Here is a 21,577-nt window from a genome sequence, read left to right as displayed (position 1 = left end):
CTTGGCGCCATGACAGTTGACGCGCTGACGGATGTCGCCGGGGTGCGGGTGGGGCACGCGACCCGGACCGGCGACGGATGGCTCACCGGTACCACGGTCGTGCTCGCCCCGCAGGGCGGTGCCGTCGCCGCCGTGGACGTGCGCGGTGGCGGCCCCGGCACCAAGGAGACCGACGCCCTGGACCCCCGCAACCTCGTGCAGAAGGTCGAGGCGATCGTGCTGACCGGCGGCAGCGCCTACGGTCTCGACGCGGCGTCCGGGGTGATGGCCTGGCTGGAGGAGCGGGGCCGCGGGGTGCGCGTCGGGCCGGATCCCGCGCACGTCGTGCCGGTGGTGCCCGCCGCGTGCGTCTTCGACCTCGGGCGGGGGGGCGACTTCCGGGCCCGGCCGGACGCGGCCACCGGTCGGCAGGCGGTCGAGGCGGCCGCGGCGAGCGAGCCGGGAGCGCCGGTGCCCGAGGGGTGCGTGGGCGCCGGTACGGGCGCCGTGATCGGGTCGGTGAAGGGCGGGATCGGAAGCGCCGCCACGGTCCTCGACTCGGGGATCACGGTGGCCGCGCTGGTGGTGGCCAACGCGGTGGGGTCGGCGGTGGACCCGGAGACGGGCGTCCTGTACGGGGAGTTGTTCCAGGGGCGCGTGCGCTACCCGGAACGGCGGGTCCACGAGGTCGCGCGCCGGCGGCTCGCCGAGGTCGCCGCGCGCAACGCCCCTCCCCCGCTGAACACCACGCTCGCGGTCGTCGCCACCGACGCCGACCTGTCCAAGGCGCAGGCGCGGAAGCTGGCCGGCACGGCGCACGACGGCATCGCGCGGGCCGTCCGCCCGGTGCACCTCCTCAACGACGGCGACACCGTGTTCGCCCTGGCGACCGGGCAGCACCCGCTCGACACCGGCACCCCCCTGGCGCTGAACGACGTCCTCGCGGCCGGCGCGGACATGGTCACCCGCGCGATCATCCGCGCGGTACGCGCCGCCGAGTCGGTGGACGGGCCGGGTGGGGCGTGGCCGTCGTACGAGGAGTTGTACGGGCGGCGTTGAGAGGGTCCGTGGCTCTCCAGCCGGGCGATTGTCGCGGTTCTGTCACGTGATGGTCCTCATCGCGGCCGCAGGGAACCCCGGCGGCCGCCCCGTCCCTCTTCCTCCACGTACTGGAACGGACCACGCGCATCACACGAACTGGAGCAGCCCGTGACAACGCCGGACATTGCAGCGCGGCGCGCACTGGGGGCCTGTGCCGTCCTGGTGGTCGGCGCCCTGACTCTCACCGCCTGCGGTGGCAGCGCCAACGCCAAGAACGACGACCGGGGCGACGGCAAGGCCTCCTCCCCCAAGACCTCCGTGGCGAAGATCGCCATCTCGGCGAAGGACGGCTCGACCGGCGCTTCCATCAACACGACCGGCGTGAAGGTCAGCGACGGCCGGCTGACCGAGGTGAGGATGACGGTGGCGGGCACGCGCCAGGCCGTACCGGGGGCGATATCCGCGAACGGCACCGTCTGGAAGCCGAAGGAGCAGCTGGAGCGCGGCACGAAGTACGAGATATCAGCGACCGCGAAGGACGCCGATGGCCGCCCGGCCGCCGCCAACTCCATCTTCACGACCGTCACCTCGGCGAACAGCTTCATCGGGACGTACACGCCGGACAACGGCACAACGGTCGGTGTCGGGATGCCGGTGTCGTTCACCTTCGACAGGGCGATCACCGACAAGAAGGCCGTGCAGTCGCACATCACGGTCACCTCCAGCAGCGGCCAGAAGGTGGTCGGGCACTGGTTCGGCGCGCAGCGGCTGGACTTCCGGCCCGAGGAGTACTGGAAGGCCGGCTCCAAGGTCACGATGAAGATCGACCTGGACGGCGTCGAGGGCACGAACGGCGTCTACGGGGCGCAGCAGAAGACGGTCACCTTCACCGTCGGGCGCTCGCAGGTCTCCACGGTCGACGCCGCCACGCAGACCATGACGGTGGTGCGGGACGGCAGGACCATCAAGACGATCCCGGTGTCGACCGGCAGCGCGAAGTACACGACGTACAACGGGCAGATGGTGATCTCCGAGAAGTTCGTGCAGACCCGGATGAACAGCCGGACCGTCGGCCTGGGCGGCGAGTACGACATCCCGAACGTCCCGCACGCGATGCGTCTGACGACGTCCGGCACCTTCATCCACGGCAACTTCTGGTACGACAAGGGCAATCCGCCCTTCGGCCGTGAGGGCACCAGCCACGGCTGCGTGGGGTTGCAGGACGTGGAGGGGGCGCGGGGCGCCACACCCGCCAAGTGGTTCTACGACAACTCCCTCATCGGGGACGTGGTGACCGTCAAGAACTCCCCCGACAAGACGGTGGCGCCGGACAACGGGCTCAACGGATGGAACATGCCGTGGAGCCAGTGGGTCGCCGGAAGCGCCACCTGAACCCTGAACCACTGAACCATCGTCTGAGCAGCGGTCTCTGACGACTTTCCGGGCCGCGCGGGAACGTTCCGCGCGGCCCGCGCGTTTTCCATGCGTACGTTTTCTCGGTTCCCGGACATGATGTCCGACCGAGGGGCTACGGTATGCACCCACAAGGTGACATGCAGCAACGCCGGGAGAAACCTTGAGCGTTCCGTACGAGACGGCAGCGTACGAAGCCCCCGACTCGCCCGAGTCTCCGGAGGAGCACCTCGCGCGACTCCTCGGCCGCGCGCTGAACTCCTTCGAGCTGCCCGACGAGACGATAGGGCGGCTGGACTGCGCGCTGGCGTGCGACAGTTCGCTGCACTCCGCGCACCACAGCGCGGGGCTGCACCGGGAGACGTACCGGCACACCTGGCTGCTGGCCGACGGCTCGTGGCTCACCCTGTGGGAGCTCGTGCACAACACCGCGCCGGGCAGTGAGCCGCAGCACGAGGTGTACGCCGACGAGGAGGAGCTGCGCGCCGCCACCGCCCGGCTGCCGCTGCCGCCGGACGCGCCGGACTTCGAACTGCCGGTCACGGTGCAGCTGTCGCCGGTCCTCCCGCCCCGGCACGTCTACGTGCCCGACGACTCGGCGGACCACGCGCGCCGGTTACTGCGCCGAGCGGAGAACCCGGACGGGCCGGGCGCCGACATGGCCGCGTTGCTGGCCACGGCATGTGCGCACCGGATCACCCAGGCCTTCGGCCGCCCGAGCCGGGCGGGACGGGCCGGACGGTGCTTCTCGCTCTACGAGCACGCGTTCCTGCTGCGCGACGGCAGCGAGGTCTCCCTCTGGGAGGTCGAGCACACGGCCACCCCCGACGGACGGCACATGTGCGAGGTGTACGTCACCGAGGACGCGGCACGGCAGGCGATGGAGCGGCGAGCGGCGCAGGTCTCCTGACACACCGCTCTCCCGACACACCGCTCTCCCGGCGCGTCGGCCCGGGGCTCAGTGACCTTCGCCGAACCGCCGCACCAGGCCCGTGAAGGCGGCCCGCTCCGCCGGGGTCAGTTCGACGGCCTCCACGCCGGGGCCCGCGCCCTGCTGCCGGGGCAGGCCGGGCAGGCGGTCGGTGGCGGGCCAGGAGGCCTCGGCACGGCCGCGGCGCAGGACACGGATCAGGCCGACCGTCCAGGCCCCGGTCGCCAGGGCGAGGAGGACCACGCCCGTCAGCTGCAGGATCGAGTCGTGCTCAGACATGTGCCCCAGTACACACCACGGTCCGGGGCCGTGGCCCCGGACCGTGATGATCGTGATCTATCTCGCAGCCGACGTGAACGGCTCACACCCGCACAAAGGGGCGGACTGTCGCCGTTCTACGCCGCCACCGGCTGCTTCTTCTCCGCCGGGGCGGCCCGGTCGTCCGGGGTGCCCGCGACCGCGGCGCCCGGCTGGGTCTTGCGCATGCCCTTCAGGACGATGACCAGACCGGCCGTGACCGCCGTGCCGGCCGCGATGGCCAGCAGGTACAGGAACGGCTTGCCGATCAGGAAGGTGACCCAGATGCCACCGTGCGGGGCCCGCAGGGTCGAGCCGAAGGCCATGGTCAGGGCGCCGGTGACCGCGCCGCCCGCCATGGAGGCGGGGATGACCCGCAGCGGGTCGGCGGCGGCGAACGGGATCGCGCCCTCGGAGATGAAGGACGCGCCGAGCACCCAGGCCGCCTTGCCGTTCTCGCGTTCGGCGGCGGTGAACAGCTTCTTGCGGACGGTCGTGGCCAGGGCCATGCCCAGCGGCGGGACCATTCCGGCGGCCATCACCGCGGCCATGATCTTCATGGCCGAGTCGCTCGGGGCGGCGACCGAGATGCCGGCCGTGGCGAAGGTGTAGGCGACCTTGTTGACCGGGCCGCCGAGGTCGAAGCACATCATGAGGCCGAGCAGCACGCCGAGCAGGATGGCGTTGGCACCGGACAGGCCGCTGAGCCAGTCGGTCAGGCCCTTCTGCGCCTCGGAGATCGGCTTGCCGATCACCACGAACATCAGGAACCCGACGACCGCCGAGGAGACCAGCGGGATCACCACCACCGGCATGATGCCGCGCAGCACCGGCGGGATGGTGAGCCGCTGGATGCCGAGGACCACACCACCGGCGATGAGACCCGCGACCAGGCCACCGAGGAAGCCGGCGCCGATCGTCACCGAGATCGCGCCGCCGACGAAGCCGGGCACGAGACCGGGCCGGTCGGCCATGCCGTAGGCGATGTATCCGGCGAGGACCGGGACGAGGAACCCGAAGGCGGCAGCGCCGATCTGGAACAGCAGGGCGCCCCAGCTGTCGACCTGGCCCCAGTCGAAGTGCTCGGTGACCGACTTGGCCTCGTTGATCTGGTAGCCGCCGATGGCGAAGCCGAGGGCGATCAGCAGACCACCGGCCGCGACGAAGGGGACCATGTAACTGACGCCGGACATCAGCCACTTGCGCAGCTTGGTTCCGTAGCCCTCGCCGGGCTCGCCGGCGCGTTCGACGGGGGTGCCGGGCCTGGCGGCGGCGGTGACCTCGCCGCGTTCGGCCTTGGCACGGACCTCGGCGATCAGTTCGGCGGGCCGGTTGATGGCCGCCTTCACCCCGGTGTCCACGGTCGGCTTCCCGGCGAACCGGTCCTTCTCCCGAACCGAGACGTCGTGCGCGAAGATCACGCCGTCGGCCGCCGCGATCACGGCCGGGTCGAGCCGGGTGAAGCCGGCCGAGCCCTGCGTCTCGACGACGATCTCGACGCCCGCATCGCGGCCCGCGTTCTCCAGCGACTCGGCGGCCATGTAGGTGTGGGCGATGCCGGTCGGGCAGGAGGTGACGGCCACGATCCGGAACGGGCGCCGGGCCTCGGGCGTCTCGGTGGTGGCCGTGGCGGCGGCGGAAGAGGCCGCTTCCGCCGACGCCACGGTGTCTTCGGAGGCTCCGGAACCCGATGCCTCAAGCTCCTCGCCCCGGATCAGCGCCGCCGCTGCCGCCGCGTCTCCCACCGAGCGCAGGGCGTCGGTGAACTCGGCGTTCATCAGCTGCCGGGCCAGCGACGACAGGATCGTCAGGTGGGCGTCGTCGGCGCCGGCCGGCGCGGCGATCAGGAAGATCAGGTCGGCGGGGCCGTCCGCCGCGCCGAAGTCGATGCCGTTCGCGCTGCGGCCGAAGGCCAGGGTCGGCTCGGTGACGTGTGCGCTGCGGCAGTGCGGGATGCCGATGCCGCCGTCAAGGCCGGTGGGCATCTGTGCCTCGCGGGCGGCCACGTCGGCGAGGAAGCCCTCCAGGTCGGTCACCCGGCCCAGGGCCACCATGCGCTCGGCGAGGGCACGCGCCGCCGCTTCCTTGGTATCGGCGGACAGGTCGAGGTCGACCAGGTCCGCGGTGATCATGTCGCTCATCGCGGGCTCCTTAGCACGCGTATCGCCCGGGGAGTGGGGTGGGCGGAAGTGGGGACGGGGGTGCGGTGGGGGGTCGGGGTGGGCAAGGCGGGGCCGGGGAACCCCCGCCTTCCCCGGGCGGCAGAGCGGCTCAGGTTGCCCTGCCGTCCGTCGGAGGCGGCGAGTAACGGTGAGCTTCGCCGCTTGTCGGCCGGTTCGGCAAGAAGCGGACCAATACGGACAAGCGTGGGATACGTCATGTCACCGGCTCCTTCAGTACGCGGTCCACCGGCACCTGCGCCGTGACCGTCACCGCCGCGGGGTCCAGGTCGGACGGCGTCGGCATGACACTGCCGGGCAGCTGCACGGCCGCCGCGCCGTGCGCCACCGCCGAGGCCAGGGCCTCGGGGCCGCGGCCGCCGGCGATCAGGAAACCGGCGAGGGAGGAGTCACCGGCCCCGACATTGCTGCGGACGGCGTCGACGCGCGCGGTGCCGTACCAGGCGCCGGCGTCGTCCACGAGCAGCTGGCCGTCGGCGCCGAGGCTCGCGAGGACGACCCGGGCGCCCATCTCGCGCAGCTCCTCCGCCGCCTTCACGGCGTCGCCCACGGTGGAAAGGGGGCGGCCGACGGCCTCGGCGAGTTCCTCGGCGTTCGGCTTGACCACGTCGGGCCGCTCGCGCAGCGCCTCGAGGAGGGCGGGCCCGGAGGTGTCCAGCGCGATACGGGCACCGGCGGCGTGCGCGCGGGCGACCAGTGCGGCGTACCAGGACGGGGCGAGTCCGCGCGGCAGGCTGCCGCAGCAGGCGATCCAGGAGGCGTCCCGGGACTGCTGCCGCACGGTCTCCAGCAGCAGTTCCTGCTCGGCCGCCGACAGCTCCGGCCCGGGCGCGTTGATCTTCGTGAGGACCCCGTCGGCCTCCGCGAGCGCGATGTTGGAGCGGGTGGCTCCGGCGACCGGGACCGGCGCGACCTCGATGCCCTGCGCGTCGAGCAGGTCGGCGACGACCGCGCCCGGCGCTCCGCCCAGCGGCAGCACGGCGACCGTGCGCTGCCCGGCGGCGGCGACGGCCCGTGAGACGTTCACGCCCTTGCCGCCCGGGTCCATGCGCTCGCCGGTGGCGCGGATGACCTCGCCGCGGTCGAGCGAGGGGACCTCGTAGGTGCGGTCCAGCGACGGGTTCGGGGTGACGGTGAGGATCATGCGCGCACTACTTCCGTGCCGCCGCGCTCGATGGCGACGGTGTCTTCGGGGCTCAGCCCGCTGTCGGTGATCAGCAGGTCCACATCGCTCAGGTCGCCGAAGCGGGCGAAGTGCTCCTGGCCGTGCTTGGAGGAGTCGGCGAGCAGCACCACGCGACGGGCGGCGGCCACGGCCGCCCGCTTGACGGCCGCCTCGGCGAGGTCGGGGGTGGTCAGGCCGTGCTCGGCGGAGAAACCGTTGGCCGCGACGAACAGCACGTCGGCGCGGATCTCGCCGTACGCGCGCAGCGCCCAGGCGTCCACGGCGGCGCGGGTGCGGTGCCGTACGCGCCCACCGACCAGGTGGAGCTGGATGCCGGGGTGGTCGGCGAGGCGGGCCGCGATGGGCAGGCTGTGCGTGACGACGGTCAGCGAGGTCTCCAGCGGCAGGGCGGCGGCCAGCCGGGCCACCGTGGTACCGGCGTCGAGGATCATCGTGCCCTCGGTCGGCAGTTCCGCCAGGGCCGCTTTGGCGATGCGGTCCTTCTCGTCGGCGGCGGTCGACTCGCGCTCGGCGAGGTCCGGCTCGAAGTCGAGGCGTCCGACCGGTATGGCGCCGCCGTGCACCCGGCGGACGAGCCCGGCGCGGTCGAGGGCCTTCAGGTCGCGGCGGATCGTCTCCGCGGTGACCTGGAACTCCTCGGCCAGCGACACGACGTCCACCCGCCCGCTGTCGCGGGCGAGCCGGAGGATCTCCTGTTGGCGCTCCGGTGCGTACATGTCCGTTCACCTCCGACCTGTGCCCGAACGTGTGGTTTAGGCGGGAGGCTACGCCTGGATTTCCAGAAAGTAAACAGCTTCGGGCTCAATCGGGCATGATCGGGCTTCCGGATGCGTCCGTTTCTCTGTGACCGAACGCCTCATGCCCGGCACGCGAGGTGCCGGGCCCCTTCCGTGTCCGGTGCTCCAGGAGACCAGGAGACGAGGTGGGGGACGTCAGGAGACCAGTTCGGGCTCCCGCTCCGCCGCCCGGACCTCCTCGCCGGCGCCCTCGACGTGCTGGGCCGGCCGCTTCGGCAGCGCGAACATCAGCAGGAAGATCGCACCCATCACGGCGGCCACCCAGCCCAGCGCGTACTGGAAGGCGTCCACGAAGGCCGGGCCCACCTCGGACGGGCGCAGGGTGTCGCCCATCACTCCGAAGAACACCACCGACACCAGCCCGAGCCCCAGCGCGTTGCCCATCTGCTGCACCGTGCTGATCAGCCCGGACGCCGACCCGGCGTGCGCCCGCGGCACCTCGGACAGGATCGCGTCGGTCAGCGGCGCGAAGATCAGCCCCATGCCCCCGCCCATCACGACCAGCGGCAGCGCCATCTGCCAGGGTTCGATGCCGAGGCCGTACCGCTCGGACTCCCACAGGTAGAGCAGGACTCCGGCCCCCATGACCAGCGCCCCGGCCTGGAGCACCTTGCGCCCGAAACGCGGCACCAGCTTCTGCACCGACAGCCCGGCCGCCACCGACACCGCGATCGAGAAGGGCACACCGGTCAGCCCCGCCCTGAGCGGGCTCCAGCCCAGGCCCTCCTGCATGTACAGCGTCCACACCAGGAAGAAGACGCCGAGCCCGATCCCGAAGACGGTCTGGACGGCGATCCCGGCCGCGAAGCTCTTCACCCTGAACAGCGACAGCTCGATCAGCGGGGAGCCGTCCCGCGCGCCCTTGCGCCGCTCGTACGCCACCAGCGCCGCGAGGACGGCGAGCGAGCCGGCCATCGAGACATGACCCCACAGCGGCCAGTCCAGCTCGTGGCCGCGGGTGAGCGGGTAGAGCAGCATCAGCAGGCCCAGCGTCACCAGCGCGACGCCCACCAGGTCCAGCTTCAGGGCCTTCGGCGCCTTGGACTCGGTGATGAAGCGGGCGCCGAGAACCAGGCCCGCGACACCGACGGGCAGGTTGATGAGGAAGATGGGCCGCCAGCCCAGCCCGAACAGGTCCCACTCGGTCAGCAGCGCGCCGAGGAGCGGACCGGAAACCGCCCCCAGCCCGACGATCGCGCCGAACAGCCCGAACACCTTGCCCCGCTCGTGCGCCGGGAAGGTGGCGTGCACGATCGCCAGCACCTGCGGCACCATCAGCGCCGCCATACCGCCCTGGAGCAGGCGGGAGGCGACCAGCATCTCCGGGTTCACGGCGAGGCCGCACAGCGCCGAGGCGACGGTGAAGCCGCCGATGCCGACGAGGAACACCCGCTTGCGGCCGTGGATGTCGCCGAGCCGCCCGCCGGTGATGAGACCGGCGGCGAAGGCGAGGGCGTACCCCGCGGTGATCCACTGGATCTGGCTGAAGGTGGCGCCCTCCTCACGCCGGATCGACGGCAGGGCGATGTTGACGATGGTGACGTCGACGAGGTCCATGAAGGCCGCCGTCATCACGATCGCGAGGGCGAACCAGCGGCGCCGGTCGGGAGCGGCGTCCGGCTTGCGCACAGGGGTTTGGGTGGTCATGCCGTAAAGCTAGAAGCCATATAGGTCAGATCATGTCCTAGTGATCGGGCATGCTCCGGTCCATGACGACGGACACGCGCAGCAAGGGGACGGCCCCATGACGACGGACACCCCGGCCCGGCTGCTCCAGCTGCTCTCCCTCCTCCAGACGCCCCGCGAGTGGCCCGGCGGCGAGCTCGCCGACCGCCTCGGCGTCTCCCGGCGCACGGTCCGCCGCGACATCGACCGGCTGCGCGAACTCGGCTACCCGGTGCAGGCCACCAAGGGCGCCGACGGCGGGTACCGGCTCGTCGCGGGCAAGGCCATGCCGCCGCTCGTCCTCGACGACGAGGAGGCCGTCGCCATCGCGGTCGGCCTGCGCGCCGGCGCGGGCCACGCGGTGGAGGGCGTGGACGAGGCGTCGGTGCGCGCCCTGGCCAAGCTGGAACAGGTGCTGCCCGGCCGGCTGCGTCACCGGGTCGCCACCCTCCAAGCCGCGACGACCCCGCTGACCAGCGGAGACGGCCCGAGCATCGCGCCGGAGACGCTGACCGTGATGGCCTCCACGGTGGCCGGGCGGGAGCGGTTGCGGTTCGCCTACCGCGCGGCCGACGGGACGGACACGCGGCGGGTCGTCGAGCCGTACCGGCTCGTGTCGACGGGCCGCCGCTGGTACCTCGTCGCGTACGACCTCGACCGCGCCGACTGGCGCACGTTCCGCGTCGACCGGGTGAGCGAGCCGTTCGCGACAGGGGCGCGGTTCGCCCCGCGGGAACTGCCGACGGGAAGCGCCGCGGAGTACTTGCGGCAGTCGATGCAGCGCCGGCAGGAGACGTACGACGTCGACGTCGCCTTCGCCGCCCCCGCCGAGGCCGTCGCGACCCGCCTGCCCGGCTGGCTCGGCAGCCCCGAGCCGGTCGACGACCACAGGTGCCGACTGCGGGCCACGGTCACGGACCACCTGGAGTGGCTGGCGGTCCGCCTGGCGATGCTCGGGTACGACTTCACGGTACGGGAGCCCGAGGAACTCGTGCGGTGCGTCAGGGAGTTGGGGGCCCGGTTGAGCAGAGCGGCGGAGGGAGCCCGGGCGGCGGAGGGCTGAGGCGCCGGGGGCGGCGGATCGCGGAGGTGCCGGCGGCGAAGAGCTCAGGTCCCGGGCGGCCGAGAGGCGACGCCACGATGTGAGGATCAGCCCGTCGTGGGGGCGCCCAGGTCCCGCCACGGAAAGTCCCGCAGCGCGGCCAGGTTTCCCAGGGCCCGTTCCACCGGGCCCCGCGGCCCCGTCGCCGGGGTGTCCTCGGCCGCCCAGTCCTCCACCGCCACACGGACTGCGGCGCTCGCGACGGCCGCGGCGAAGTGCAGACGGGGCGGCACGGCGGGCGCGGCGATGCTCTCGGCGGTGCTCCCGGCAACGTTGTCACGGTTCCCGTCAGGCAGTTGAGCCCCTGTCATCTGACCACTCGTCAACGCCGTCAACCGACTCGACAGCGCGTCGGCCAGTTCGCGCTCGGTGTCCTGGCACACCTCCGCCCACACCTTCCGCAGGGAGGGGTTCTCCATGGCCAGACGGATCAGGGTGCGGACCCACTCCCAGGAGGACACCGACACCCCGAGCCCGGGGGACAGGGTGTGACGGACGGCCGCTTCCAGGGCCTGCGGGACCGTGGCTCCGGGCGGGGCGGTGCGCACCGCCTCCACCCAGCGCCGGGCACCTGCCGCGTAGAGGGGGGCCACCGCCTCCTCCTTCGTGGCGAAGTACCGGTAGAAGGTGCGCGGGGCGACGCCGGCGGCCTGTGCGATGTCCTCGGCGCGGGTGGCCCGCAGACCGTGCCGTACGAAGAGGCCGGCCGCCGCACGGGCGATCGCCATACGGGTCTCCGCCTTCCGCCGCTCGGTCAGCGAGACCGGCTGTTTCGGGGGGTGCGGAGGGGTGGGAGACGGGGTGGTGCTGCTCACGTTCGGCAGGCTATGCCGTTGTGGCACAATCTGTCATCCGGCGGGCCACCCCGGGGTTCAGGTTCGGGGTGACCCGCCCTCCAGAAGGAGACGGCCGGGCTCCGGCGCCCGGGGGGAAGGCGCCGAAGCCCGGCTCGGGAGAGTCCCGGCGCCGGGGGGAGTGCGACGGGACGTGGCTCAGGGGGACCAGGGTTTCCCGGGGATGTGGCCCCGGGCCCGAACTCCTGGGCCCTGAATGCTTGTTCCCAGGGCCTTGGCACTTGAAGCGGCGTTACATCGCCATGTTTGCGCGGTCTCGCGCCACCCGGCGTACGCGCCTGCCTCCAGGCGCACACCGACCGCACCGACGCCCGCCGGCACCGGCCGGCCGACACCCGCCGGCCCGTCGCCCGCACCTCCCGCTGGCGCAGCTGCAGGCTCTCAACAGGCCGGGCACAGCTCACGAATCACAGGCGGCCCGGCACGAGGAACGCGCCGGTAGACACCCTGGCCGTACGGCACCCCGGCCATATGGCACCCCGGCCGGACGGCAGCCCGGCGCGCACGGAAGGCGTCCGCCGCGCGGATCAACGGGAGGCACCGCCTCCGCCCCGCGGATCGACGGACACCCGCATCCGCCGCCGTCCGGACGGGCTCGCGCTCACGCCGCCGCGTCGAACCCCGTGTCGCGCGCCAGCTTCTTCAGCTCCAGCAGCGCGTGCTTCTCGATCTGGCGGATGCGCTCGCGGGTCAGACCGTGCTCCTTGCCGACCTCGGTCAGCGTGCGCTCACGGCCGTCCTCGATGCCGTACCGCATCTTGATGATGGAGGCCGTGCGCTGGTCGAGGCGGCCGATGAGGTCGTCCAGCTCCTCGCTGCGCAGCAGCGTCAGCACCGACTGCTCGGGCGACACCGCCGACGTGTCCTCCAGCAGGTCGCCGAACTGCGTCTCGCCCTCGTCGTCCACCGACATGTTCAGCGAGACCGGGTCACGGGCCCAGTCCAGCACGTCGATGACGCGCTCCGGCGTCGAGCCGAGCTCGGCGGCGATCTCCGTCGGCTCCGGGTCCCGGCCGTTCTCGCGGTTGAACTCACGCTGCACGCGCCGGATCCGGCCCAGCTCCTCCACCAGGTGGACGGGCAGGCGGATGGTGCGGGACTGGTCGGCTATCGACCGCGTGATGGCCTGGCGGATCCACCACGTCGCGTACGTGGAGAACTTGAAGCCCTTGCGGTAGTCGAACTTCTCGACCGCGCGGACCAGGCCGGCGTTGCCCTCCTGGATCAGGTCGAGGAGCGGCAGACCGCTGCGGGGGTAGCGGCGCGCGACGGCGACGACCAGGCGGAGGTTGGAGCGGATGAAGATCTCCTTGGCCCGCTCCCCCTCGGCGACCAGGGCCTCCAGCTCCTCACGGGTGGCGTCCGCCTTCGTCTCCTCGTACCCGTCGAGGATCTGCCGCGCGAACACACCCGCCTCGATGACCTGGGACAGCTCGACCTCCTTGGCGGCGTCGAGCAGCGGTGTACGCGCGATCTCGTCGAGGTACATGCCGACCAGGTCGCGGTCGGCGATCTCGCCGCCATGGGCGCGAACACTGCTTGCCGCGTCGGCCGTCTCGCCGGTGGCGGACTGACGACGGGCGACGGCACGGGTTGCCATGCGTGCTCCCTTGCGATGGTGAGGTCAGCGGGTGGTCCTTCAGACGCTCAGCGCTCTTGTCAGGTCCCTCCGGACTCTGGCCGAGTGCCCTGCATCCGTGGGAAACAACGACTGGAATCCGGACAGAATTCCCAACCCGTCCCTCAATTTTTCTGATCATGCAGTACCCTGTGCCGCCACAGAGGAGGCGTGATGCTGTCGGAGCGTGCGGAGGTCCAGGTCAGACCGGGGACCGAGGAGGACCTCCAAGCCCTCACCGACCTCTACAACCACTACGTACGTGAGACGGCGATCACATTCGACACCGCGATCTTCGCTCCGGAGGAGCGCCGCCCGTGGCTGCTCTCCCACCTTGAAGACGGCCCGTACCGGCTGATGGTTGCCACGGGCGCGGATACGGACACGGACACACGGAAGGTCCTGGGCTACGCCACGTCCAGCCCCTTCCGGGCGAAGCCCGCGTACGCCACCTCCGTGGAGACGTCGGTCTACGTCGCCCCGGACGCCGGCCGCCGGGGCGTCGGCACACTCCTGTACAAGGCCCTCTTCGAGGCCCTGGCGGGCGAGGACCTGCACCGCGCCTACGCGGGCATCGCGCAGCCGAACGAGGCGTCGGCGCGGCTGCACGAGCGCTTCGGCTTCCGGTACGTGGGGACGTACCGCGAGGTGGGCCGCAAGTTCGGCCGGTACTGGGACGTGGCCTGGTACGAGAAGGAACTGTGAGGGGCGCCGCCCGGCTCAGCCGAACTGTACCGACCGCTTCGCCAGGCCCATCCAGAAGCCGTCGATCAACGATTTCCGCAGGTCCAGCTCCCCGGCCGCGTCCGCCGCGCCCATGGTCACGAACAGCGGCGCGAAGTGTTCGGTGCGCGGGTGGGCGAGCAGGCCCGCCGGGGACTTGCGGGTGAAGTCCAGCAGCGCGTCCACGTCGCCGGCCTCCAGCGCCCGCCGGCCCCAGTCGTCGAACTCGGCCGACCAGGAGGGCACCCCGCCGCCGTGCCGCAGCGCGGCCAGGTTGTGGGTGAAGAAGCCGGAGCCGACGATCAGTACGCCCTCGTCGCGCAGCGGCGACAGTTTCCGGCCGATCTCCATGAGCCGCACCGGGTCCAGGGTCGGCAGGGAGATCTGCAGCACCGGGACGTCGGCCTCGGGGTACATCTCGACGAGCGGCACGTAGGCGCCGTGGTCGAGACCGCGGTCCGGGATGTCCTGCACGGGCATGCCGGGGGCGCGCAGCAGTTTGCGCACGGACTCGGCGAGTTCCGGCGCGCCCGGGGCCTCGTACGTCACGCGGTAGTAGTGCTCGGGGAAGCCCCAGAAGTCGTAGACGAGCGGGACGGTCTCGGTGGCGCCGAGGGCCAGCGGGGCCTCCTCCCAGTGGGCGGAGACCATCAGGATCGCCTTCGGGCGCGGCAGACCGGCGGACCAGGCGGCGAGCTCACCGGGCCAGACCGGGTCGTCCGCCAGCGGCGGTGCGCCGTGGCTGAGGTACAGGGCGGGCATGCGCACCTGTGGGGTGGCGGACAGGGCGGCGGACATGGTGGCGGCTCCCTCCGGGACATGCTTCCACCGAGCTTGAATCCTCAAGCTTCTCTTGCAAAACCGACTGTACGCCCCATTTATTTAATATTCAAGGAGCCGTACAGTGGAGAAGTGGAGAACATGAAGGCACCCTCATCCGCACCCGCACCGGTCCCCGACCCGCCACCGGCCGAGGAGACCCGCTGGCTCAGTGACGAGGAGCAGCGGGTCTGGCGCTCGTACATCGAGGCCACCACCCTGCTCGAGGACCACATGGACCGCCAGCTCCAGCGGGACGCGGGCATGCCGCACATCTACTACGGCCTGCTGGTCAAGCTCGCCGAGTCGCCGCACCGCCGACTGCGGATGACGGAGCTGGCGATGCACGCGAAGATCACCCGCTCCCGGCTGTCGCACGCCGTGGCGCGCCTGGAGAAGAACGGCTGGGTGCGGCGCGAGGACTGCCCCTCCGACAAGCGCGGCCAGTTCGCGGTGCTGACCGACGAGGGCCACCAGGTGCTGCGGCGCTCCGCGCCGGGCCATGTGGCGCTCGTACGCCACGCGGTCTTCAGCCGGCTCACCCCGGAACAGCAGAAGTCCCTCGGCGAGATCATGCGGATCATCGCCGAGGGACTCCAGCCCGACGAAGCGGGCGCGGACCTGCCCTGGCTCCGCTGACCGCTCATCGGCACAGCCGGGACAGGTCCTGAGGACCGTACGGACGAGGCGTCCCCTCCCCGTCCGTACGGCGCCGAAGGGGTACGACGCACAGCGCGCGGCGCGTACGGCGAGCGGTACGACGCGACGGCTGCCGCCGGTCGGCGTCGGCTCAGTGGGCGACGACCGGGACGGGCACCTCGTCCTCGACGGTCTCGGCGGAGCCGGTCACCGTCGTACCGCCCGGACGGCCGGCGTTGACGAAGGTCAGGGCGATGGCCGCGGCCACGACGAGGATGCCGACGGCGAACCAGATCGCGCTGGTGTAGCCCTCCACCATGCCCTCCAGCTGGACCAGCTGCTGCTGGGACCGGCTGGTCGCCCCGGCCATGTGGTCGGCGATGTAGGACGCGGTCGCGGAGGCGGCGATCGTGTTCAGCAGGGCCGTGCCGATCGCGCCGCCCACCTGCTGCGAGGTGTTGACCATCGCGGAGGCGACACCGGCGTCCCGCGGCTCGACGCCCTGGGTGGCCAGGGACATGGCCGGCATGAACGCCGTACCCATGCCGAGGCCGAGCAGCAGCATCGACGGCAGCAGCAGGGCCGCGTACGAGGAGTCGGTCTCCAGCTGGGTCAGCAGCAGCATGCCGAGCGCGGCGACCAGGAAGCCGGGGCCCATCAGCAGGCGCGGCGCGACCCGGGTCATCAGGCGGGTGCCGATCTGCGTGGAACCGGTGATCATGCCCGCGATCATCGGCAGGAAGGCGAAGCCCGTCCTGACCGGCGAGTAGCCCTTCACGATCTGCAGGTAGTAGGTCAGGAAGAGGAACAGGCCGAACATCGCGATGATCGCCAGGCCGAGGGAGAGGTAGATCCCGCCGCGGTTGCGCTCGGTGACCACGCGCAGCGGCAGCAGCGGGGCCTTGACCCTGGCCTCGACGGCGACGAAGGCAGCGAGCAGCACCGCCGACGCGACGAACATCGTGACGGTGACGGAGTCGCTCCAGCCCTCGGACTCGGCGCGGGTGAAGCCGTAGACGAGGGCGACCAGGCCGAGCGTGGACAGGACGACGCCGGGGACGTCGAGCGGCGAGCGGTTGCGGCTGCCCTCCGGCTCACGGATGACGAACCAGGCACCGGCCGCGGCGACCACGGCGAACGGGATGTTCACGAAGAACGTCCAGCGCCAGTCCAGGTACTCGGTGAGGAAGCCGCCGAGGATCAGGCCGACGGCGCCGCCGCCACCGGCGATCGCGCCGTAGATGCCGAACGCCTTCGCACGCTCCTTGGCGTCCGTGAACATCACGGCGAGCAGCGAGAGCGCGGCCGGGGCGAGCAGGGCACCGAAGGCGCCCTGCAGGGCGCGGGCGCCGAACATCATGGCCTCGTTGGTGGCCGCGCCGCCCAGTGCGGAGGCCGCGGCGAAACCGGCCAGGCCGACGACGAACGCGCGCTTGCGGCCCCACAGGTCGGCGATGCGTCCGCCGAACAGCAGCAGACCGCCGAAGGCGAGCGCGTAGGCCGTGACGACCCACTGGCGGTTGCCGTCGGAGATGCCGAGGTCCTGCTGGGCGGAGGGCAGGGCGATGTTCACGATGGTGGCGTCCAGGACGACCATCAGCTGGGCGAGCGCGATGAACACGAGCGCTCTCCAGCGGCCCGGGTCGACGGCTCCTGGTGCCTTTACGGCTGTTTCAGACATGGGGGTACCCACTTCGGGACTTCGTGACGGAAATTCGGGACGTCGTTACGGAAAACGGAAACGGACAGGTGACTCGGTCACGGAGACGGCTGACGCCGGGTGACCGGGTGACTGCTTGACTCGGTGGCTGGACGGCTGGACGGCTGCTGACCGACTGATGACTGGGGTGGCGCGCTGAACTGATCGGTCAGGACTGCCGCAGCTCCTCCAGGGTCACGGCCGTGCCCGGCAGGACGGACGGGGCCGGCGCCCGCATCCCGTCCAGGAACAGCTGAAGATGGCGGTGGACGAAGCGGTCGGCGCTCAGGCACTCCGTACCGGCCGGGGGCCGGCTGAGCTGGGCGACGGCGACCAGGAGGTCACCGACGCCGACGTCGGGACGCAACTGCCCGGCCGCCCTGGCCCGGTCCATGACCTCGGCGACGAGCCCCTCGACCCGTTCGCGCGCGGCCTCCAGGTCCGGGTGGTGCCGGTCGAAGGTGCTGGAGATCATCGGGCACAGCGCGCTGATCCGCTCGTCGGCGGCGGCGTGCACGAAGCGCTCCAGCGCCCCGAAGGCGTCCCCGGTCTCCGCGAGCGCGTGCTCGGCCGCCCGCGCCGTACGCTCCATGACGGAGCACACGACCTCGCCAACCAGCGCATCGCGGTCGGGGAAGTTCCGGTACACCGTGGCGTTGCCCACGCCGGCCCTGCGGGCGATCTCGTCGAGCGGCACCTCGGGGCCGTACTCGACGAACATCTCCCGGGCGGCGGTGACGATCCGCTCCCGGTTGCGCAGGGCGTCGGCGCGCGGCCGGGTCGCCTTGCGCGGCGCGGGGGTGGCGGTCTGCACGGCGTACTCCTGGATGACTGGTGGCGGCTGGACTCCGACTGCCCTGAGCGGCTGCGGCCGGAAGGCCGGCCCGGCGGCGATCCGGGGAGTGACTCCCCGTTTCGTCGGACGCTGGGTTAAACGGGGAATCGATCCCCGGTTATTTCCCACCCGGCCGACGAACTCCCGTGACCTGAGTCACACCCCCTACTCGCGGGAAACCCACGATCGGTCCGCTCCAACGCGCGCCCCCCATTCCGTCGACGCAGTGTGATCGCAGGGGTGCAGCCGGCGACCATCGGCTGCCACGGAGCGGAGGGTGCCCGCATGCAGCAGCCGCCGAGCAGCCGTCGGATACGCCCGCGCCGCGTGGCCGCCCTGGCCTCGGCGACCGCCCTGACCTTCACGGTCAGCAGCTCGGCAGGCACCGGGCACCTCCCGCCCGGCACCACCGCGGCCGGCGCGGGCCCCGCCACCGTGGCACGCTCGGCCGCGCACGGCCCCTGCATGATCAGCGGCGACAGGGACGTCCAGATGTCGGAGGGCATACCCACCTCCACCGGCTACGCCCGCGCCACCGGCACCGTCCGCGCCCTCACCCTGATGATCGACTTCTCCGACGCGCGCGGCGAGGGCAGCGCCCTGCACCGTTTCCGGGAGTTCTTCCCGCAGACCCGCCAGTGGTTCCGCACCAGCTCCTACGGCCGCCTCGACTACCGCCCCGAGACCCCGATCCCGACCTGGCTGCGGATGCCCAAGTCCTTCCGCGCGTACGGCATAGAGCGCGGGGCCCCCTTCGACCCGGGCTACCGGGAACTCGTCCAGGACATCGTCGCGGCGGCCGACCCGAAGGTGGACTTCCGCGCGTACGACCTCGTGAACGTGCTGGTGACCCCCAACGCGGGCCCCTCCGCCCTCGACACGGTCCTGTCCGTCACCTTCGCCGGAAACCCGGAGGCCCCGACCGCGGACGGCGTCCCGGTGGCCAACGCCTCCTTCGTCTACTCCCGCCAGGACGACGGCTCCGGCTCCTACGAGCGCACCGGCTACCGCGTCCTGCCCCACGAGAACGGCCACGTCTTCGGCCTGCCCGACCTGTACACCCAGGAAGGCGGGGGCGCGGTCGGCCACTGGGACATCATGAGCGAGGACTGGGGGGCCAACAACGACCTGCTCGGGTGGCACAAGTGGAAGCTGGGCTGGCTGGACGCCCCCCAGGTGCACTGCGCGGCGGCGCGCGGGACGACGGAGTACACACTGACGCCGCTGGCCCGGGCGGGCGGCTCGAAGCTGATCGTCGTACCACTGGACCGGACGACCGCGTACGCCGTCGAACTGCGCACCCGCGCGGGCAACGACGAGAGCGTGTGCCGGCCGGGCGTGCTGATCTACCGGGTCGCCGCGGACGTCGACACGGGTATGGGCCCGGTGACGGTGTACGACTCCCAGCGCGACAGCGGCGGCTGCACCCGCAGCCCCAACGTCCACGCGGAACTCTCCGACGCGACGTTCCGCCCGGGCGAGACGTTCACGGACCCGGGCAGGGGGGTTCGGGTGAGTGTGGTGGGGGTGGAGGGAGATGAAGACGGGGACGGCGGTGGCGATGGGGTGCGAGGAGGGCAGCAGTCGTATCGGGTGCGGGTGACGAGGGAGTAGGGCGGGTCGCCCGGCTGAGGGCAGGGGTTGGCGGTCCCCCGGACCGGATGACGGTAGCTCTGCCGTAGTTTTGGGCCGGATGGCGCTAGCCCTGCCGCACCTCAGGGCCCGGATGGCGCTTGGCCCTGCCGCACCACCGTCCCCGGATGACACTCAGCCCTACCGCACCCTCCGGCCCGGATTACGGTAGCCCTGCCGCACCCCCCGTCCCGGAGAGCCGATGCCCGCGAAGACCACCGACGAGGCCCCGCGCGAGCGGACCGCCGTACCGGCCGAGGCGGTCACGCCGCTGATCCGCGGTGTCGCCGTGCTGAGGCAGCTCACCGAGGCAGGCGGAACGCTCAGCCCCAGCGGGCTGGAACGGGCCACCGGCCTGGCCCGCTCCACGGTCGACCGGATCACGGCCACCCTCGCCCGCATGGGCTACGTCCGCCTCGACGGCCGGGAGGTGACCCTCGCCCCCCGCCTGATGGAACTGGGCAACGCCTACCTGGCCGCCCTGCGCCTGCCGGCCCTGCTGTCCCGGCGGGCCGACGCGCTGGCCGACGAGCTGGACGAGTCGGTGTCCCTGGCCGTCGCCGACCGCGACGGCATCCGCTTCATCCACCAGGCCACCCGCCGCCGCGCGATGTCCCTCAGCTTCCGCATCGGCGACCTGCTCCCGGCGGAACGCACCGCTCCCGGCCCGTTGTTCGCGACGCAATGGACGGAAGAAGACTGGCAACGCTGGCGGGAACGCAGGGCGGCGGACCCGCAGGACAGGACGTTCCCGGCGATACCTCCACGCGGGCCCGCACGAGGCGACAGGGACGCCGAGGCTGCCGTGCACAGCGGTCACGGGCATGACGACGCGGACTTCGTACGCCGCACCACGCAGGCGGCCGAGGACGGCTGGGCGCTGGACGACCAGCTCATCGAGCCGGGTCTGGTCGCGGTCTCCGTACCCGTACGGGAGCCGCGGACGGGCCGGGTGGCGTGCGTGGCGAGCGTCGTGAGCCACACCAGCCGGCACACGGCCCGGGACCTGGGCAGCAGCCTGCTGCCGAGCCTGCGGTCGGCGGTGGCGGACATGGAACGCGAGCTGCGGCTGGCCCCGCCGCCGGAGCCGGGACCGCCGCCCGCGGGCCTGGCGATCTGGACGGGCGCGTCGAAGCAGGAACTGGGACGGGAGTTCGTCGAGTCGCTGGCCCGCGGGCTGACCGTCCTGACGGCCTTCGGGGAGGGCCGTCAGGAGCTGACGCTGACGGAGGTCGCCAAGGCGACGGGCCTGGCCCGGGCGACGGCCCGCCGGGCCTTGATCACGTACCAGCACCTGGGCCTGGTGACACCGGCCGGCGAGCGCGGGTTCGCGCTGACGCCGAGGGTGCTGTCCCTGGGGTTCCCTCCCCTGTCCCGTACGTCGCTGCCCCAGATCGCCGAGCCCCACCTGGCGGAGCTGGCGGACCGCGTCCACGAGTCGACGTCGCTGGCCGTTCTGACACCGTCCGGCGACGAGATCCAGTACATCGCCCGGGCGGCGACGAACCGCGTGATGAGCGTCAACATCACGGTCGGCACCCGCCTGCCCGCCCACGCGACTTCACTGGGCCGCGTGCTGCTGGCGGACCTCCCGGCCTCGGAACGCCACCTCGGCGAGCCGCACGCGCCGACCCCGCACACGGTCACCAGCACCACGGCCCTGACCGGCGTCCTGTCGGAGGTCCGTGCCGAGGGCTACGCCCTGGTAGACGAGGAGTTGGAGGAGGGCCTGCGCTCCATCGCGGTCCCGATCCGCGACCGCACGGGCCGGGTGGTCGCGGCCCTCAACACGGCGATGCACGCGACCCGCCACACGGTCGAGGAGTGCGTGACGCACATCCTCCCCGAGCTGAAAACCACCGCAGGCCACATCGAAACGGACCTCCACACGGCGAGCCGCTTCACCCACGTCCCACTGACCTGACCCCCACCGGGCGATCGATATCCGGTACCCTGACGCCTGTGGCCGCACGGCCACACCCACGCCTTCGTAGCTCAGGGGATAGAGCACCGCTCTCCTAAAGCGGGTGTCGCAGGTTCGAATCCTGCCGGGGGCACAGCCAGAAGGGCCAGCTCAGGAGGGGTTTCCTCCCAGGCTGGCCCTTCACCGTTCCGGGCTCCGTGCCACACGCGTGCCACTACGTCCGCTCGGCAGCCCGTCAAAGCG

The 21,577-nt window shown here is 72.1% G+C and carries 18 protein-coding genes and 1 tRNA gene; 9 read left to right on the top strand and 10 right to left on the bottom strand.

The window, feature by feature from the left end:
* Window positions 1-9 precede the first annotated feature (9 nt).
* The 3 genes from ACFPZJ_RS21975 (at window position 10) to ACFPZJ_RS21965 (ending at window position 3,343) form a co-directional block, all read left to right on the top strand.
* Entirely contained in the window at window positions 10-1,038 is a 1,029-nt protein-coding gene (locus ACFPZJ_RS21975) for a P1 family peptidase (protein WP_381024221.1), read from the top strand.
* 150 nt (window positions 1,039-1,188) lie between these two features.
* Window positions 1,189-2,412, top strand: a complete 1,224-nt coding sequence (locus ACFPZJ_RS21970; RefSeq protein ID WP_381024219.1) for a L,D-transpeptidase — start codon at window positions 1,189-1,191, stop codon at window positions 2,410-2,412.
* A gap of 184 nt (window positions 2,413-2,596) precedes the next feature.
* A complete protein-coding gene (locus ACFPZJ_RS21965) occupies window positions 2,597-3,343 on the top strand; it encodes a DUF6227 family protein (RefSeq protein ID WP_381024216.1) in 747 nt (248 codons plus the stop codon).
* A 48-nt stretch (window positions 3,344-3,391) separates the two neighbouring features.
* Here the strand turns inward: ACFPZJ_RS21965 and ACFPZJ_RS21960 are convergent, their stop codons facing one another.
* The 5 genes from ACFPZJ_RS21960 to ACFPZJ_RS21940 all read right to left on the bottom strand — a co-directional run bounded on the left by ACFPZJ_RS21960 (window position 3,392) and on the right by ACFPZJ_RS21940 (window position 9,471).
* Entirely contained in the window at window positions 3,392-3,643 is a 252-nt protein-coding gene (locus tag ACFPZJ_RS21960; protein WP_381024214.1) for a hypothetical protein, read from the bottom strand.
* Between the two features lie 116 nt (window positions 3,644-3,759).
* Window positions 3,760-5,802, bottom strand: coding sequence for a PTS fructose transporter subunit IIABC (locus tag ACFPZJ_RS21955; RefSeq protein WP_381024211.1), 2,043 nt, complete (start codon window positions 5,800-5,802; stop codon window positions 3,760-3,762).
* A 235-nt stretch (window positions 5,803-6,037) separates the two neighbouring features.
* On the bottom strand, window positions 6,038-6,985 hold the full coding sequence (gene pfkB / locus ACFPZJ_RS21950; protein ID WP_381024209.1) for a 1-phosphofructokinase: 948 nt from the start codon (window positions 6,983-6,985) through the stop codon (window positions 6,038-6,040).
* The gene (locus ACFPZJ_RS21945; protein ID WP_381024207.1) at window positions 6,982-7,743 is read right to left on the bottom strand and encodes a DeoR/GlpR family DNA-binding transcription regulator; all 762 of its coding nucleotides are present in this window, start codon (window positions 7,741-7,743) and stop codon (window positions 6,982-6,984) included. Before ACFPZJ_RS21945 ends, pfkB begins: the two co-directional genes overlap by 4 nt.
* A gap of 216 nt (window positions 7,744-7,959) precedes the next feature.
* Window positions 7,960-9,471, bottom strand: a complete 1,512-nt coding sequence (locus tag ACFPZJ_RS21940) for an MFS transporter (protein ID WP_381024205.1) — start codon at window positions 9,469-9,471, stop codon at window positions 7,960-7,962.
* A 97-nt stretch (window positions 9,472-9,568) separates the two neighbouring features.
* Here ACFPZJ_RS21940 and ACFPZJ_RS21935 point away from each other — a divergent pair, with 97 nt between their 5' ends.
* Window positions 9,569-10,552, top strand: coding sequence for a helix-turn-helix transcriptional regulator (locus ACFPZJ_RS21935; RefSeq protein ID WP_381024203.1), 984 nt, complete (start codon window positions 9,569-9,571; stop codon window positions 10,550-10,552).
* An 86-nt stretch (window positions 10,553-10,638) separates the two neighbouring features.
* Here the strand turns inward: ACFPZJ_RS21935 and ACFPZJ_RS21930 are convergent, their stop codons facing one another.
* Complete coding sequence (locus ACFPZJ_RS21930; RefSeq protein ID WP_381024201.1) at window positions 10,639-11,406, bottom strand: TetR/AcrR family transcriptional regulator; 768 nt, start codon at window positions 11,404-11,406, stop codon at window positions 10,639-10,641.
* A gap of 640 nt (window positions 11,407-12,046) precedes the next feature.
* Window positions 12,047-13,045, bottom strand: a complete 999-nt coding sequence (locus ACFPZJ_RS21925) for a sigma-70 family RNA polymerase sigma factor (RefSeq protein ID WP_381024199.1) — start codon at window positions 13,043-13,045, stop codon at window positions 12,047-12,049.
* Window positions 13,046-13,237: 192 nt separating this feature from the next.
* Between ACFPZJ_RS21925 and ACFPZJ_RS21920 the strand changes: the two genes are divergently transcribed.
* A complete protein-coding gene (locus ACFPZJ_RS21920) occupies window positions 13,238-13,768 on the top strand; it encodes a GNAT family N-acetyltransferase (RefSeq protein WP_381024197.1) in 531 nt (176 codons plus the stop codon).
* A gap of 15 nt (window positions 13,769-13,783) precedes the next feature.
* Here the strand turns inward: ACFPZJ_RS21920 and ACFPZJ_RS21915 are convergent, their stop codons facing one another.
* A complete protein-coding gene (locus tag ACFPZJ_RS21915; RefSeq protein WP_381024660.1) occupies window positions 13,784-14,548 on the bottom strand; it encodes a dioxygenase family protein in 765 nt (254 codons plus the stop codon).
* Between the two features lie 159 nt (window positions 14,549-14,707).
* Between ACFPZJ_RS21915 and ACFPZJ_RS21910 the strand changes: the two genes are divergently transcribed.
* Window positions 14,708-15,244 carry a MarR family winged helix-turn-helix transcriptional regulator gene (locus ACFPZJ_RS21910; RefSeq protein WP_381024194.1) on the top strand — a complete coding sequence of 179 codons (537 nt, stop codon included), beginning with the start codon at window positions 14,708-14,710 and terminating at the stop codon, window positions 15,242-15,244.
* A 151-nt stretch (window positions 15,245-15,395) separates the two neighbouring features.
* Here the strand turns inward: ACFPZJ_RS21910 and ACFPZJ_RS21905 are convergent, their stop codons facing one another.
* Both ACFPZJ_RS21905 and ACFPZJ_RS21900 read right to left on the bottom strand, forming a co-directional pair.
* The gene (locus ACFPZJ_RS21905; RefSeq protein ID WP_381024192.1) at window positions 15,396-16,925 is read right to left on the bottom strand and encodes an MFS transporter; all 1,530 of its coding nucleotides are present in this window, start codon (window positions 16,923-16,925) and stop codon (window positions 15,396-15,398) included.
* Between the two features lie 187 nt (window positions 16,926-17,112).
* The gene (locus ACFPZJ_RS21900) at window positions 17,113-17,757 is read right to left on the bottom strand and encodes a TetR/AcrR family transcriptional regulator (protein ID WP_381024190.1); all 645 of its coding nucleotides are present in this window, start codon (window positions 17,755-17,757) and stop codon (window positions 17,113-17,115) included.
* 306 nt (window positions 17,758-18,063) lie between these two features.
* Here ACFPZJ_RS21900 and ACFPZJ_RS21895 point away from each other — a divergent pair, with 306 nt between their 5' ends.
* The 3 genes from ACFPZJ_RS21895 (at window position 18,064) to ACFPZJ_RS21885 (ending at window position 21,467) form a co-directional block, all read left to right on the top strand.
* Window positions 18,064-19,392 carry a M6 family metalloprotease domain-containing protein gene (locus ACFPZJ_RS21895; RefSeq protein ID WP_381024187.1) on the top strand — a complete coding sequence of 443 codons (1,329 nt, stop codon included), beginning with the start codon at window positions 18,064-18,066 and terminating at the stop codon, window positions 19,390-19,392.
* Window positions 19,393-19,612: 220 nt separating this feature from the next.
* Window positions 19,613-21,334, top strand: coding sequence for an IclR family transcriptional regulator domain-containing protein (locus ACFPZJ_RS21890; protein ID WP_381024184.1), 1,722 nt, complete (start codon window positions 19,613-19,615; stop codon window positions 21,332-21,334).
* 60 nt (window positions 21,335-21,394) lie between these two features.
* Window positions 21,395-21,467 (top strand) — tRNA-Arg (locus ACFPZJ_RS21885).
* Window positions 21,468-21,577: the final 110 nt, after the last annotated feature.

The sequence above is a fragment of the Streptomyces bullii genome (assembly GCF_042657145.1).
Taxonomy (GTDB): Bacteria; Actinomycetota; Actinomycetes; order Streptomycetales; family Streptomycetaceae; genus Streptomyces; species Streptomyces bullii.
Note: the sequence above shows the minus strand (reverse complement) of the source record. Positions and strands in the feature narration are given on the sequence as shown.

Excerpts from the sequence above, each read along its gene's own strand:
- ACFPZJ_RS21905 (WP_381024192.1), bottom strand. The coding sequence starts at position 16,925 with ATGTCTGAAACAGCCGTAAAGGCACCAGGAGCCGTCGACCCGGGCCGC.
- ACFPZJ_RS21890 (WP_381024184.1), top strand. The coding sequence starts at position 19,613 with ATGCCCGCGAAGACCACCGACGAGGCCCCGCGCGAGCGGACCGCCGTA.
- ACFPZJ_RS21955 (WP_381024211.1), bottom strand. The coding sequence starts at position 5,802 with ATGAGCGACATGATCACCGCGGACCTGGTCGACCTCGACCTGTCCGCC.
- ACFPZJ_RS21920 (WP_381024197.1), top strand. The coding sequence starts at position 13,238 with ATGCTGTCGGAGCGTGCGGAGGTCCAGGTCAGACCGGGGACCGAGGAG.
- pfkB (WP_381024209.1), bottom strand. The coding sequence starts at position 6,985 with ATGATCCTCACCGTCACCCCGAACCCGTCGCTGGACCGCACCTACGAG.
- ACFPZJ_RS21940 (WP_381024205.1), bottom strand. The coding sequence starts at position 9,471 with ATGACCACCCAAACCCCTGTGCGCAAGCCGGACGCCGCTCCCGACCGG.
- ACFPZJ_RS21910 (WP_381024194.1), top strand. The coding sequence starts at position 14,708 with ATGAAGGCACCCTCATCCGCACCCGCACCGGTCCCCGACCCGCCACCG.
- ACFPZJ_RS21975 (WP_381024221.1), top strand. The coding sequence starts at position 10 with ATGACAGTTGACGCGCTGACGGATGTCGCCGGGGTGCGGGTGGGGCAC.
- ACFPZJ_RS21945 (WP_381024207.1), bottom strand. The coding sequence starts at position 7,743 with ATGTACGCACCGGAGCGCCAACAGGAGATCCTCCGGCTCGCCCGCGAC.
- ACFPZJ_RS21915 (WP_381024660.1), bottom strand. The coding sequence starts at position 14,548 with ATGCCCGCCCTGTACCTCAGCCACGGCGCACCGCCGCTGGCGGACGAC.
- ACFPZJ_RS21925 (WP_381024199.1), bottom strand. The coding sequence starts at position 13,045 with ATGGCAACCCGTGCCGTCGCCCGTCGTCAGTCCGCCACCGGCGAGACG.
- ACFPZJ_RS21935 (WP_381024203.1), top strand. The coding sequence starts at position 9,569 with ATGACGACGGACACCCCGGCCCGGCTGCTCCAGCTGCTCTCCCTCCTC.
- ACFPZJ_RS21960 (WP_381024214.1), bottom strand. The coding sequence starts at position 3,643 with ATGTCTGAGCACGACTCGATCCTGCAGCTGACGGGCGTGGTCCTCCTC.
- ACFPZJ_RS21895 (WP_381024187.1), top strand. The coding sequence starts at position 18,064 with ATGCAGCAGCCGCCGAGCAGCCGTCGGATACGCCCGCGCCGCGTGGCC.